Below are 12,681 nucleotides of genomic sequence, written 5' to 3'. Positions count from 1 at the left end.
CCACCGTGCGACGACTCGCGGTTATCGAGGGTTGTTCGCGACCTACATGGACTGTCGCAAGGCGCAAAGTGGACCGCGCCGTCTCCACCGTCGCGAACAATCCTCGCCGATGTTCGACAATGCCGACCGCTGTTCATTGCCCCTTACCGGGCCTCTCCATAGCGTCCAGGCATCTGGAGGCAACGAAGCCTGGAGGGAGCATGGCCACACGATTCAAGACACCCGGCCTCGTCGGGGAACTCGCCGCCGAGTTCGCCGGCACGATGATCCTGATCCTGTTCGGCGTGGGGGTGGTGGCGCAGGTCGCCGCCGCCGGCATCGGGGACCACGACAGCATCGCCTGGGCCTGGGGCCTGGGTGTGACACTCGGCATCTACGTCGCGGCGCGGGTCAGCGGCGCACATCTCAATCCGGCGGTGACCATCGCGCTCGCCGTCTTCAAGGGCTTCTCCTGGCGGAAGGTGGCCCCGTACTCGATCGCCCAGTTCCTCGGCGCGTTCGTCGCCGCGCTGATCGTGCGCTGGAACTACACCGAGGTCCTGAACGCCGCCGACCCCGGTCTGACGATCAAGACGCAGGGCGTCTTCTCGACGCTGCCCGGCAACGGCACGCTCCCGGTCGGCGAGTGGGGCGCCTTCCGGGACCAGATCATCGGCACCGCGATCCTGCTCTTCGTGATCCTGGCGCTCACCGACATGGCCAACACCGCTCCGGCGGCCAACCTCGGACCGGTCGTCGTCGGCCTGCTCGTGGTCGCCATCGGCATGGCATGGGGCACCAACGCCGGCTACGCGATCAACCCGGCCCGTGACTTCGGGCCGCGACTCGCCAGCTTCCTGACCGGGTATGGCGGCGCGTTCCGCGACCAGACAGGGTATCTCTACTTCTGGATCCCGATAGTCGGGCCGATCATCGGCGGCGTTCTCGGCGCGGGGCTGTACCAGACTTTGATCGGACGTTTCCTTCCGTCGGACGCTCCTCAGGAACCGGGCGAGATTCCGACCCAGCGTGACGGAAACCTGAGTGACGAGAACGTGGAGGCGAACCGTGGCTGACTTCGTGGGCGCAGTGGACCAGGGGACCACCAGCACCCGTTTCATGATCTTCGACCATGGCGGCAACGAGGTGGCCCGGCATCAGCTGGAGCACGAGCAGATCCTGCCGCAGGCCGGCTGGGTCGAGCACAACCCGATCGAGATCTGGGACCGGACCGTCACCGTCGTGCGGACCGCCATGCAGAAGGCTAACCTGAGCGCGTCGGACCTGGCCGCGGTGGGCATCACCAACCAGCGCGAGACCACGGTCGTGTGGGACCGGCGTACCGGCCGGCCGTATTACAACGCGATCGTGTGGCAGGACACCCGTACCGACCGGATCGCCTCCGCCCTCGACCGTGACGGCCGGGGCGACGTGATCCGGCGCAAGGCGGGGCTGCCGCCGGCGACCTACTTCTCCGGCGGCAAGATCCAATGGATCCTGGAGAACGTCGACGGGGTACGCGAGGCCGCCGAGCGTGGTGACGCCCTCTTCGGCAACACCGACAGCTGGCTGCTGTGGAACATCACCGGCGGGAAGGACGGCGGCAACCACGTCACCGACGTGACCAACGCCAGCCGGACCATGCTGATGAACCTGGAGACCCTCGACTGGGACGACGAACTGCTGTCGTTCTTCGGCATCCCCCGGCGGATGCTGCCGGAGATCCGGCCCTCGTCGGACCCGAACGGCTACGGTGTCGCCCACGTCAGCGGACCGCTCGGCGGCGACGTGCCGCTCACCGGGGACCTCGGCGACCAGCAGGCCGCCACGGTCGGGCAGGTCTGCTTCTCACCCGGCGAGGCCAAGAACACCTACGGGACCGGCAACTTCATGCTCCTCAACACCGGGACGAACCTGGTGCGCTCGGAGAACGGCCTTCTCACCACGGTCTGCTACAAGTTCGGCGACGCCGCCCCGGTCTACGCCCTGGAGGGTTCGATCGCGGTCACCGGCTCGGCCGTGCAGTGGCTGCGCGACCAGCTGCACCTCATCAACTCGGCCGCCGAGAGCGAGTCGCTGGCGTCGCAGGTCCCGGACAGTGGCGGCGTCTACTTCGTACCCGCGTTCTCCGGCCTGTTCGCGCCGTACTGGCGATCCGACGCCCGCGGCGCCATCGTCGGCCTGTCCCGGTTCAACACCGGCGCGCACATCGCCCGTGCCACCCTCGAGGCGATCTGCTACCAGACGCGGGACGTGGTCGACGCGATGGCGCAGGACTCCGGCGTGACCCTGGACGTGCTCAAGGTCGACGGCGGGATCACCGTGAACAACCTGTGCATGCAGATCCAGGCCGACGTGCTCGGTGTGCCGGTCAGCCGGCCGGTGGTCGCCGAGACGACCGCGCTGGGCGCCGCCTACGCGGCCGGCCTCGCGGTCGGCTTCTGGAAGAACACCGACGAGCTGCGGGAGAACTGGAACGAGTCGCAGCGCTGGCAGCCGGCCTGGTCGCACGAACAGCGGGAACAGGGCTTCGGGCGGTGGAAGAAGGCGGTGCAGCGAACCCTCGACTGGGTGGACGTGGACTGATCATGACTGCTCTTTCTCCTTCCTACCGGGACGCCGCACTCGTTGCCCTGTCGGCGCGGGAGGTCGACGTCCTGGTGATCGGCGGAGGAGTGGTGGGGGCGGGTTGCGCGCTCGACGCGGTCACACGGGGACTGACCGTGGGCCTCGTCGAGGCGCGCGACCTCGCCTCCGGCACGTCGAGCCGGTCCAGCAAACTCATCCACGGCGGCCTGCGCTATCTGGAGATGCTCGACTTCGCGCTGGTGCGCGAGGCATTGCGGGAGCGCGGACTCATCCTGCAACGCCTCGCACCACATCTGGCCCGGCCCGTCCGGTTCCTCTATCCACTGAAACATCGCGGCTGGGAACGCCTCTACGCCGGTGCCGGCGTGACCCTCTACGACACGATGGCCGGGCCCGGTTCCCTGCCGCGGCACCGGCACCTGACGCGCCGCGGCGCGATGCGGGCCTGCCCGGCGTTACGCAAGGACTCGCTGGTCGGGGCGTTGCAGTACTACGACGCGCAGCTCGACGACGCCCGGCACACCATGTTCCTGGCCAGGACCGCGGCGTCCCACGGGGCCCACGTCGTGACGCGGGCCGAGGTGGTCGGTTTCCTCCGGGAGGGCGAAAGGGTCACCGGCGTACGGGTGCACGACCTCGAACACGACCGGACGTACGAGATCCGCGCCCGGCAGGTGGTCAACTCGACCGGGGTATGGACCGACGAGACGCAGTCCCTGGTCGGTGAGCGCGGCCAGTTCCACGTGCGCGCCTCCAAGGGCATCCACCTGGTCGTGCCGCGCGACCGGATCCAGTCGTCGACCGGACTGATCCTGCGGACCGCGTCGAGTGTCCTGTTCGTCATCCCGTGGGGCCGGCACTGGATCATCGGCACCACCGACACCGACTGGCGGCTGGACAAGGCGCATCCGGCCGCCTCCAGCAAGGACATCGACTACCTGCTCAGCGAGGTGAACAAGACGCTGGCGACGCCGCTGGAGCGGGCCGACGTGCAGGGCGTCTACGCGGGGCTGCGGCCGCTGCTGTTCGGCGAGTCCGAGTCGACGTCGCAGCTGTCCCGGGAGCATTCGGTCGGCAGCCCGGTGCCGGGGCTGGTGGTGGTCGCCGGTGGCAAGTACACGACGTACCGGGTGATGGCGAAGGACGCGATCGACGCCTGCGTGCACAGCCTGGCCCGTAACGTGCCACGGTCGGTCACCGACCGGGTTCCGCTGGTCGGGGCGGACGGCTATCCGGCGCTGTGGAACCGCCGGGGCCTCCTGGCCGCCGAGTCGGGCCTGCACGTGGCCCGGATCGAGCATCTGCTCGGCCGGTACGGGTCGCTCATCCACGAGCTGCTCGACCTGGTCCGCGACGATCCGGATCTGGGCCGGCCGATCGAGGGCGCCGAGGACTACCTGCGGGCCGAGTTCGTCTACGCGGCCGCCGCCGAGGGCGCCCGCCACCTGGTCGACGTGCTGACCAGGCGGACCCGCATCTCGATCGAGACGTTCGACCGGGGTGTGGTGGCGGCACCGCACGCCGCCGAACTGATCGGCCGGGTGCTGGGCTGGACCCCCGAACAGCGTGACCGGGAGGTGGAGAACTACCGCCTGCGGGTCGAGGCGGAACGGGCCTCGCAGGAGCAGCAGGACGACGAGACGGCCGACGCGGCCCGCCTCGGCGCTCCGGACGTGGTGCCGGTGCGCGTCAGATGAGGCCGGCTCAGAGAGCCGCCAGCTTCCGGTGGTACGTCCTGGTGGTGGTCCAGAGCTTGTAGACCAGCAGCGACTCGAAGGCGAGCAGCAGCACCCCGGAGGCGATGGTGACCGGCACGATCGCGCTGGTCACCGGGCCGACGATGAAGACGAACATCATGAACTCGATACCGCTGAAGACGTGCGCGCGGATCCGCTGCCGCAGCAGGAAGTGGCGGATCCGCAGGAAGAGACCGAACCGGGTGCGGAAGTCACCGTGCACGTCGACCCGCGCCGACTCCATCGACTCCGGCGTCACCACCTCGTCCGACTCGTCGACGTACTGTTCCGGGGCGGCCCCGGTCGCCTCGAGCAGCCGCTCCTTCATCGTCTGCTTGACCTTCTGCATCTGCAGGGCGTTCAGGTACCGGAACATGTCCAGGAAGATCACCCCGGTGGCCAGCCACAGGTAGTGGGTCTCACCGGTCAGATGCCACTGCCCGCCGAACAGGGCCAGCGCGCACGTCACCACCCGCAGCCGGTCGAAGACGTAGTCCAGCCACGTGCCGAACAGCGAACCCGTACCGTTCAGCCGGGCGATCTTGCCGTCCATGCAGTCCAGCACGAAGGCCAGATGGAACAGCAGGGCGCCGGCCAGCAGCCACTTGTACTCGCCCTGCCAGAAACACGCCGCCGCGCCCAGGCCCACCGCGAACGCGGCCAGCGACAGCAGGTTCGGCGTCGCCCACCGCCACGGCGCCACCAGTCGTACCAGCGGGCCGGCGAGCGGATCCACCAGCCACACCGTCCACCACGCGTCGCGGCGTTTGTAGGTGCGCTCGCGGATCTCCGCGAGTGTGGGGCGCTGGGCCATCGCTGTCACTCCTCGACGTGTACAGCGCGGGGGGAACACGTGATCGGCACGTGAACGTAAGGGGTGGGCCCCGCGCTGAGCGGCATTCAACAACGGGGCGTCAAGGCCCCGACCATCTCACGCCTCACGACGGCAGAACGTTGCCACCGAAATCACGATCGCCGCGGCCGCCCAGACCGGCAACGAGGGCAGGGCGACGTCCGGCAGGTGGGTGCGGACCAAGGGCACACCGATCTCGTACGCCGTGAGCACCACCCCGGTGGCGCCGACCGGATGCCGCAGCACCGTGCCCACCGCGGCCGCCACCAGCAGATCCAGCAACAACCCGCCGGTGGCACCCGGCTCACCCGCCAGCAGTGCGGTGACCAGGACGAACGGGGCCGCTGTGGCGGTCAGGGCGACGATCTTGGCGACGGCCAGCAGCGGGCGCCGCGGCACTGCCAGCAGCGACGCCCGGATCTGGCCGCCGGCCTGGTACTCGTGACCGGCCGCCAGCACGCCCAGCACCAGGACCCCGATCTGCCCGTAGGCCACCACCCCACGGGGCGGGTCGGTGAGCCGCAGCAGCAGCGTCACGGCCCAGGTCAGCGCCAGGGTCAGCCGCAGCGACGGCAGGGTGACCAACTTGATCACCTCGGCCCGCAGGGCCCCGATCATGCCTCCCGCCTGTCGAACAGCCAGGCGCCGAGGCCCAGCAGCGCCGCCACCCAGGCCGTCATCACCAGCCCGGCGGTCAGGGGGGCGATGTCCACGTCACCCACATCGTTGAGGAACATGTGCGCGCCGACGATGTCCGGCAGGTAGGCGGCCAGCGGGGTCACCTTCGTCAGCAGGTAGGACACCGACACCACCGAGCTGTTCACGATCAGCACGGTCAGTGTGATCACCCCGCTGCGGAAGATCAGGGTCAGGGCGTACGCGAGCAGGCCCAGCAGCACCCAGTAGAGGACCGCCGCGGCCGCCCGCCCCGGTTCGGCCGGTGGCACCAGCGGTCCGAGGACCATCTCGGTCAGCGCGAGCGTCGCCACCGCGGTGATCGCCCCCTGCACCGCCACCAGCAGGCTCACCGCCACCGCCTTCGCGCCCACCAGCCGGTACCGCCGCGGCATCGCGGCGAGCGTCGTGGTCATCTGTCTCGCACCCGGAGCGTCCTCCCCGGAGGAGGTGTACTCGCTGCTCACCGCGACGACACCGAGGATCAGCGCACCGAGCAGCCCGATCCCCAGCGGCTGGAACGCGGTGTCCGACGGATCGCCGGCGATGCCCCGCTCGATCGCCTGGCGGGTGGCTCCGGCACTGAGGAGCGCCAGAGCCGGCGCCGCGATCAGCCCCAGCACCAGGCCCACCCACGCGGTCGGCAGCCCGAGCAGTTTCCGCAGCTCGGCATGGATCAGGTTCACCACGCCGCCCCCTTGCTCGCGGTACGGGCCAGGAAGGCGTCCTCCAGAGTCGGATGGTCGCCGACCACCTCGGCCAGCGTCCCGGACGTCACCACCCGGCCCTGGTCGATGATCACCACGTCGTCGGCGGTCTCGGCCAGTTCGCCCATCAGATGGCTGGACAGCAGCACGGTCCGGCCCTGGCCCGCGCGCTCGCGCAGGAACGTACGCATCCATCGGATCCCGGCCGGGTCGAGACCGTTCACCGGCTCGTCCAGGATCAGCACCGGGGGATCACCGAGCATCGCGGCGGCCAGGCCGAGCCGGCGGCTCATCCCGAGCGAGAACCGGCCGGCCCGCTTGCCGGCGTCCGCGGTGAGCCCGACCACCTCCAGAACCTCGTCCACCCGTCCCCGGGGTATGCCGTTGCTTGTCGCCACCCAGCGCAGATGGGCCCGGGCGGTCCGCGCCCGATGTGCGCCGCTCCCGTCCAGCAGCGCCCCCACGACGGTGAGCGGACGGTCCAGGCCGGCATACCGTTGTCCGTCGATCAGGGCCCGTCCGGCCTGCGGACGGTCCAGCCCGAGCAGCACCCGCAGCGTGGAGGTCTTGCCGGCGCCGTTCGGCCCGAGGAACCCGGTGACCCGCCCCGGCAGCGCCGTGAAACTGACCTCGTGCAGGATCGTGGTCCGTCCCCGGACCCTGGTGACACCGTCAATCGTGATCATCCACCCAGTCAAGTCGGCCGGACCGGCCCCCACATCGGACCGTGCTCCGGCTTCCGCGGGCCGTCTACGACCTGGGTCCGAGCTCTAGAGTCGGACCGGTGAACACGTTCGAGCGGCCGGCGTTGCGCAGCCGGGCGGTCCCGGTCGTCCTGGTGATGGCCGCTGTCCTGATCATGGCGATGTGCACGGTCGGCGCCGACGGACCGGCCGCGCGGGTGCTCCCGATACTGATCGGCGGCAGCGCGGTCGCGGCCGCGACCTGGGCGGTGCGGCGCTGGCGGGCCGACCGGGCCGAGTACGAGCGGCGCCTCACGGCCTGGGCGGCCACCGAAGCGGTACTGGCCGAGCGCCTGCGCATCGCCCGCGACCTGCATGATCTGGTCTCGCACGGGCTCGGGCTGATCACCGTCCGGGCAGCGGCCACCCACTTCGAGCCGGGGCCGGCCGAGATGCGGGCCGCACTCGACGACATCGAGGCGACGAGCCGGGACACCACCGCCGAACTGCGCCGGATGCTGACCGTCCTGCGGGATCCGGCCGCACCCGGCCCGCGTGCGCCGCTGGAGGGGATCGCGGCGCTGCCGGAGATCGTCCGGGCGGCCGAGGTGGCCGGGCTGCGACCGGCCCTCACCGTCGGGGACCTCGGTCAGGTGTCACCGGGCGTGCAGGTCGCGGTCTGCCGGACGGTCCGGGAAGGACTTGCCAACACCGCCCGGCACGCGGGGCCCGCCGACGTGGTGGTGCGGGTGCGCCGGGACGGTTCGCACGTGGTGGCCAGCGTCGCCGACACCGGCCCGGCCGACGGCTGGCGGCCCACACCCGGCGCCGGTCATGGCCTGGCCGGCCTGCGCGAACGGGTCGGCAGCCTGGGCGGCACCCTGACCGCCGAGCGTGTGGACGGCGGCTTCCACCTGGTGGCCCGCATCCCCGACACCCCGCCCGAATGACCCCGGCCATGCACCACCGCGGTCTCCGCGCGTGTAAGACAGCGGTGGCGCGTAGCTGGGATGCGGTTTTGGCGGGGCGGCGGCCGTTCTGCGGAGTACGGGAGGCGGCTGTGGGGTTCGGCCGCGGCGGGGAGGGAGAGGCGCGTTGGGCGTACCGATGAAGGTCCTGGTTGTCGATGATCAGCCGTTGCTGCGCCGGAGCCTTGCCGTGGTGATCGGCCATCAGAGCGATCTCGAGGTGGTCGGGCAGGCCGGTGACGGTGCCGAGGCGGTGTCGCGGGCCCGGGCCACCAGGCCGGACGTGGTGCTGATGGATGTCCGGATGCCCGGCCTGGACGGTCTGGAGGCGACCCGCCGGATCTGCGCCGATCCGTCGCTGACCGGTACCCGGGTGCTGGTGCTGAGCATGTTCGAATTGGACGAGTACGTCTACGAGGCACTGCAGGCCGGGGCGTCCGGGTTCCTGCTCAAGGACGCGCGCCCCGAGGATCTGGTCGAGGCGGTGCGCCGGACCGGCCGTGGCGAGTCGTTGTTCGCGCCGTCGATCCTCACCCGGCTGATCGCCCACTACGTGGCAGTGCCCCGGCCGGAACGTCCGGCCGGGGCACTGCGACGGCTCACCCCGCGCGAGATGGAGGTTCTCGCGCTGATCGGGAACGGTCTCGCCAACGACGAGATCGCCGTCGCGCTGGTCATCTCGGTGAAGACGGTGAAGACGCACATCACGCACCTGCTCGCGAAACTGTCCGCCCGCGACCGTGCCCAGCTGGTGATCGCCGCCTTCAACGCCGGTCTGGTCCGCCCGCGCTGAGGCAGGACTACCAGCAGGTCTTCCAGGTCAGCTGGAAGATGGTGTCGAGGCTGACGTCCGCCGAGTCCACGGTCATCCAGCTGTACGTGGCCGGGTCCGAGCTGCCGGCATTGACCTGAACCGACGAGTTGACGACGAGATAGCGCGAGGCGCGGCACGGGCTCCAGTTCAGCGACTCGATCCCGACCTCATCGGTGATCGTCCAGTTGTCGTCGTAGTAGCCGGCGACCCCGCGCTCAGCGGTGACGCTGTTGTTCATGCCCTGGAAGTAGTAGAACGCCCGGTGGCTCGCGCTCGCACCCTTTTCCAGGTGGGCGAAACCGCGGTAGTCGGCCTTCGCGATGGCGAAGCTGTAGCCGGACGGGACGGAGACGTTCAGGAACAGCTGACAGCCCTTCCGGGACTCGAGTGGTGACACGTTGGGGCCCACCTGCGCGGTGTAGGCGCTGTAGGAGATGGTGATCGCCTGGTTGTCCTGGGACGCTTGCGCTGTCGCGGTGCCGGGTTTGCAGCCGGTTCCGTTCACCTTGCCCACCGAGATCGTCATCGGCTCGGTCGGTGGATTGACCTGTTGCGGCGCGCTGACCGGGGCGGTGAGGGACGAGAGCGCCATTGCTCCGGCGGCGAGGATGTTCAGCATGATTTGTCTCCTGTCTCGTGCGAAAGAAAATGGGTGCGGGAATGCGCCTTGCGGGCTGCCGCTGGTGCCGCGACAGGGCACCCGGGAAAACGTACGTTCACCGGTCCGGCCGCGCAGGCGATAGCACAAGGGAGACGCCCGCCGGTGTTTACCGGAAGCGGTTTATTGCCCGTCCGGGGCGCACCGCCCCGGCTTTCCGGGCAGACTTCGGTGAACCCGGCACGTCTGAATCGGATCAATGCTAGGAACCTCGACACCGGCGGGCGCCGGTGCGACGGTGAGGGCATGACAGACATCGACCCCGCTGAGGAGAACAAGAGACGTTTCCTCGATGCTTTCGGCCGGTTCGCGGCCGGTGAGATCGAGGTGCTGCGCGAGATCATCCGGGAGGATTTCGTGTCGCACACCGTTGGCGCCCCGCCCGGACGGGACGCCTGGATCGAGTTCATCGTCAATTCACCGATCGCGACCGCCGAGATCGAGATTCAGCACGTCATCGCGGATGCCGAATTCGTCGTGGCGCACTACACGCTGATTCCCGCCGAGGGGCCGGACGAGGACGTCGTCGACATCTGGCGTTTCGAGGACGGCCTGATCGTGGAGCACTGGGACGTCAGCCGCCCGCGGACGGCCGGAGCGTGACGCGGGTCCCGGGCCCCGGCTCGGGACCCCCGCCCGTAGCCCATATCTCCTATCTGCTTGGTGGGGTATAGTTACCGCATACTCGAGACTGGAGACCCACGATGACGACCGTGCAGGACCTGCGCCGCGTCGACGACGAAGCGTTCCGGCGACTCCTGGACCGCAACGCGATCTGGAAGCGGATGGTGAAGGCCGGCGACCGGCTGCCGATGCTGCCGGTCTACGAGGTGGACCTGGGTCCCGTCCATCTCGACCGGCTCCTGGACACCGGCCCGCTCGTGCTGGTCTTCATCCGCTACGCCGGCTCCGGATACTGCGAGGCGCTGCTCCGGGCCTACGCCGCCGAACTCGAACCGGCGCTCACCGCCCTCGGCGCCCACCTGGTCGCGGTCAGCCCGCAGGCGCCGCGCCGCCTGGCCGGCGTCAAGCACCGCGACGAACTGCCCTTCCTGGTCGCCTCCGACCCGCGGCATGTGCTGATCGACGCCCTCAACATCGGCTTCAGCAGCCCCGGCGCCGACCGGCCGCTCGCCACCGGACGGTCGGTGCTGCCGTTCGCCGCGGTGGTCGTCGCCGACCGCACCGGGCACGTCCGGTTCGCCGAGGTGCGCCCCAACTGGCTGGAACAGCTGCCCGCGGCCACGGTGATCCGTGCGGTCCGCGCCCTCGGCGGAGCGGCATCGATCGCTTGACATGCCTCCGGGGCGGCTGCGTGAGGCCGTCACCATCGACAGTGCCGTTTTCGGCGGCGAGCGGCAGGTCGTCCTGCACCGGCCGGCCGCCGCTCATCGCTTTCTTCGTGCACCTCCCCGACGCCACCCGCGACTCCGACCTCGGCGTGGTACCGCGAATGCGTGACTTCATCGCGGTACGCCGGTGGCCACGACTACGTCAACTGGCGCCGCGCCTTCGCCGACGGGCTCCAGGCGGTAAATCGGTCGCGCTGATCTCCGCGTCGCCGTAGATTCACCGCCATGTTCGCGCCCGGTCTGCAGTCGCCGCTCTCGGTGACTCCCGCGCGCGCTTTTTCGTTCAGCGGCGTCGATTCGCGACTCTGACCCCTTCCCAGAAGCAGCAGAACCCAGGGAAGGGGTGGCTGCTCCGTGCGTGGTTCTGGCGCGTCCCGGCTGGCATCGGGCTCGCGCGACACCCACCCGCCTCGCATCCAGTGAGGATCAAGATCAATGGCCAAGAGCCAGTTCATCCGTACGAAGCCACACCTCAACATCGGCACGATGGGTCACGTCGACCACGGCAAGACGACCCTGACCGCCGCTATCACGAAGGTTCTCGCCGACCGCGACCCGGCAACCAACCGGTACGTCGCGTTCGAGGGGATCGACAAGGCGCCGGAGGAGGCCGCCCGCGGTATCACCATCACCATCGCGCACGTCGAGTACGAGACCGCGTCGCGCCACTACGCCCACGTCGACATGCCGGGCCACGCCGACTACGTGAAGAACATGATCACCGGCGCGGCTCAGGTGGACGGCGCGATCCTGGTCGTGTCCGCCCAGGACGGGTCGATGCCGCAGACCCGCGAGCACGTGCTGCTCGCTCAGCGGGTCGGCGTGCCGTACCTGGTCGTGGCGCTGAACAAGAGTGACGCGGTGGACGACCCGGAGCTGCTCGACCTGGTGGAGCTGGAGGTCCGGGAGCTGCTGTCGCGGTACGGGTTCCCCGGCGACGACGTTCCGGTGGTGCGTGTCAGCGCGCTCAAGGCGCTCGAGGGTGACCCGCACTGGGTGGCGTCCGTCGTGGAGCTGCTCGACGCGGTCGACGACTACGTGCCGATCCCGCCGCGGGAGCTGGGCGAGCCGTTCCTGATGCCGATCGAGAACGTGCTGTCGATCAGTGGCCGCGGCACCGTGGTCACCGGCAAGGTCGACCGTGGCGAGCTGCGTGCCGGCGAACCGGTCGAGGTCGTCGGTCTCGGCCCGACCGTGGCCAGCGTCGCCACCGGGCTGGAGATGTTCGGCAGGGTCCTGGAGTCGGCGCAGGCCGGTGACAACGCCGCTGTCCTGCTCCGTGGGGTCAAGCGCGAGCAGGTGCAGCGCGGCCAGGTCCTTGCCGCGCCGTCGAGCGTGCGGCCCCACCGGGTCTTCACGGCGCGGTTGTACGCGTTGACGAGCGCCGAGGGCGGCCGGCACACGCCGTTCGCCGCCGACTACCGGCCGCAGTTCTACTTCCACACGACCGACGTGTCGGGCGGGATGGACCTCGGCGGCCGGGACCTGGTGATGCCGGGCGACACCCTGGACGAGGTGACGGTGACGCTGGGCAAGGCGATCGCTCTCGAAGCGGGCATGGGTTTCGCCGTCCGCGAGGGCAACCGCACGGTCGCCGCCGGCACCGTCACGGCGGTCCTCGACTGAGAACCGCGGGGTGAACTGCGGCTCGTTTCACGCCGCAGTTC

Annotated in this window: 13 protein-coding genes; 8 read left to right on the top strand and 5 right to left on the bottom strand. The window is 69.9% G+C overall.

The annotated features are described in order from the left end of the window. Window positions 1–200 precede the first annotated feature (200 nt). From AB0G04_RS05230 to AB0G04_RS05220, 3 genes are read left to right on the top strand one after another with little or no spacing between them, the layout of a single operon-like run. Window positions 201–1,055: an MIP family channel protein gene (locus tag AB0G04_RS05230; RefSeq protein ID WP_360976711.1), complete on the top strand. Its 855-nt coding sequence runs from the start codon at window positions 201–203 to the stop codon at window positions 1,053–1,055. Next, window positions 1,048–2,565, top strand: coding sequence for a glycerol kinase GlpK (gene glpK, locus AB0G04_RS05225; protein ID WP_360976708.1), 1,518 nt, complete (start codon window positions 1,048–1,050; stop codon window positions 2,563–2,565). Before AB0G04_RS05230 ends, glpK begins: the two co-directional genes overlap by 8 nt. A gap of 2 nt (window positions 2,566–2,567) precedes the next feature. Then, complete coding sequence (locus AB0G04_RS05220; protein ID WP_360976705.1) at window positions 2,568–4,265, top strand: glycerol-3-phosphate dehydrogenase/oxidase; 1,698 nt, start codon at window positions 2,568–2,570, stop codon at window positions 4,263–4,265. Between the two features lie 7 nt (window positions 4,266–4,272). Here AB0G04_RS05220 and AB0G04_RS05215 read toward each other — a convergent pair whose 3' ends face one another. The 4 genes from AB0G04_RS05215 to AB0G04_RS05200 all read right to left on the bottom strand — a co-directional run bounded on the left by AB0G04_RS05215 (window position 4,273) and on the right by AB0G04_RS05200 (window position 7,225). Continuing rightward, window positions 4,273–5,118, bottom strand: coding sequence for a CDP-alcohol phosphatidyltransferase family protein (locus AB0G04_RS05215; protein WP_360976702.1), 846 nt, complete (start codon window positions 5,116–5,118; stop codon window positions 4,273–4,275). A 117-nt stretch (window positions 5,119–5,235) separates the two neighbouring features. Next, window positions 5,236–5,775: a hypothetical protein gene (locus AB0G04_RS05210; RefSeq protein WP_360976699.1), complete on the bottom strand. Its 540-nt coding sequence runs from the start codon at window positions 5,773–5,775 to the stop codon at window positions 5,236–5,238. Further along, window positions 5,772–6,521, bottom strand: a complete 750-nt coding sequence (locus AB0G04_RS05205; RefSeq protein ID WP_360976696.1) for a hypothetical protein — start codon at window positions 6,519–6,521, stop codon at window positions 5,772–5,774. Before AB0G04_RS05205 ends, AB0G04_RS05210 begins: the two co-directional genes overlap by 4 nt. After that, entirely contained in the window at window positions 6,515–7,225 is a 711-nt protein-coding gene (locus AB0G04_RS05200) for an ATP-binding cassette domain-containing protein (protein WP_360976693.1), read from the bottom strand. Before AB0G04_RS05200 ends, AB0G04_RS05205 begins: the two co-directional genes overlap by 7 nt. A 98-nt stretch (window positions 7,226–7,323) precedes the next feature. On the opposite strand from AB0G04_RS05200, the gene AB0G04_RS05195 reads away from it, so the two are divergent. Together AB0G04_RS05195 and AB0G04_RS05190 are read left to right on the top strand one after the other, a co-directional pair. Further along, complete coding sequence (locus AB0G04_RS05195) at window positions 7,324–8,172, top strand: histidine kinase (RefSeq protein ID WP_360976690.1); 849 nt, start codon at window positions 7,324–7,326, stop codon at window positions 8,170–8,172. 157 nt (window positions 8,173–8,329) lie between these two features. Then, a complete protein-coding gene (locus tag AB0G04_RS05190) occupies window positions 8,330–8,983 on the top strand; it encodes a response regulator transcription factor (protein WP_360977859.1) in 654 nt (217 codons plus the stop codon). 7 nt (window positions 8,984–8,990) lie between these two features. Here AB0G04_RS05190 and AB0G04_RS05185 read toward each other — a convergent pair whose 3' ends face one another. Next, the gene (locus AB0G04_RS05185) at window positions 8,991–9,623 is read right to left on the bottom strand and encodes a DUF4360 domain-containing protein (protein WP_360976687.1); all 633 of its coding nucleotides are present in this window, start codon (window positions 9,621–9,623) and stop codon (window positions 8,991–8,993) included. Window positions 9,624–9,908: 285 nt separating this feature from the next. On the opposite strand from AB0G04_RS05185, the gene AB0G04_RS05180 reads away from it, so the two are divergent. From AB0G04_RS05180 to tuf, 3 genes are all read left to right on the top strand, one after another. Then, the gene (locus tag AB0G04_RS05180; RefSeq protein ID WP_360976684.1) at window positions 9,909–10,265 is read left to right on the top strand and encodes a nuclear transport factor 2 family protein; all 357 of its coding nucleotides are present in this window, start codon (window positions 9,909–9,911) and stop codon (window positions 10,263–10,265) included. Window positions 10,266–10,366: 101 nt separating this feature from the next. Further along, window positions 10,367–10,957 carry a redoxin domain-containing protein gene (locus AB0G04_RS05175; protein ID WP_360976681.1) on the top strand — a complete coding sequence of 197 codons (591 nt, stop codon included), beginning with the start codon at window positions 10,367–10,369 and terminating at the stop codon, window positions 10,955–10,957. Window positions 10,958–11,449: 492 nt separating this feature from the next. Continuing rightward, window positions 11,450–12,640 carry an elongation factor Tu gene (gene tuf, locus AB0G04_RS05170; RefSeq protein ID WP_360976678.1) on the top strand — a complete coding sequence of 397 codons (1,191 nt, stop codon included), beginning with the start codon at window positions 11,450–11,452 and terminating at the stop codon, window positions 12,638–12,640. The last annotated feature ends 41 nt before the right edge of the window (window positions 12,641–12,681 follow it).

This window comes from Actinoplanes sp. NPDC023801 (assembly GCF_040639655.1).
Taxonomy (GTDB): Bacteria; Actinomycetota; Actinomycetes; order Mycobacteriales; family Micromonosporaceae; genus Actinoplanes.
Note: the sequence above shows the minus strand (reverse complement) of the source record. Positions and strands in the feature narration are given on the sequence as shown.

What these genes read in the sequence shown, in the direction of transcription:
- AB0G04_RS05210 (WP_360976699.1), bottom strand. Translation starts at nt 5,775, where the DNA reads ATGATCGGGGCCCTGCGGGCCGAGGTGATCAAGTTGGTCACCCTGCCG.
- AB0G04_RS05230 (WP_360976711.1), top strand. Translation starts at nt 201, where the DNA reads ATGGCCACACGATTCAAGACACCCGGCCTCGTCGGGGAACTCGCCGCC.
- AB0G04_RS05185 (WP_360976687.1), bottom strand. Translation starts at nt 9,623, where the DNA reads ATGCTGAACATCCTCGCCGCCGGAGCAATGGCGCTCTCGTCCCTCACC.
- tuf (WP_360976678.1), top strand. Translation starts at nt 11,450, where the DNA reads ATGGCCAAGAGCCAGTTCATCCGTACGAAGCCACACCTCAACATCGGC.
- AB0G04_RS05175 (WP_360976681.1), top strand. Translation starts at nt 10,367, where the DNA reads ATGACGACCGTGCAGGACCTGCGCCGCGTCGACGACGAAGCGTTCCGG.
- AB0G04_RS05215 (WP_360976702.1), bottom strand. Translation starts at nt 5,118, where the DNA reads ATGGCCCAGCGCCCCACACTCGCGGAGATCCGCGAGCGCACCTACAAA.
- AB0G04_RS05180 (WP_360976684.1), top strand. Translation starts at nt 9,909, where the DNA reads ATGACAGACATCGACCCCGCTGAGGAGAACAAGAGACGTTTCCTCGAT.
- AB0G04_RS05200 (WP_360976693.1), bottom strand. Translation starts at nt 7,225, where the DNA reads ATGATCACGATTGACGGTGTCACCAGGGTCCGGGGACGGACCACGATC.
- AB0G04_RS05220 (WP_360976705.1), top strand. Translation starts at nt 2,568, where the DNA reads ATGACTGCTCTTTCTCCTTCCTACCGGGACGCCGCACTCGTTGCCCTG.
- AB0G04_RS05190 (WP_360977859.1), top strand. Translation starts at nt 8,330, where the DNA reads ATGAAGGTCCTGGTTGTCGATGATCAGCCGTTGCTGCGCCGGAGCCTT.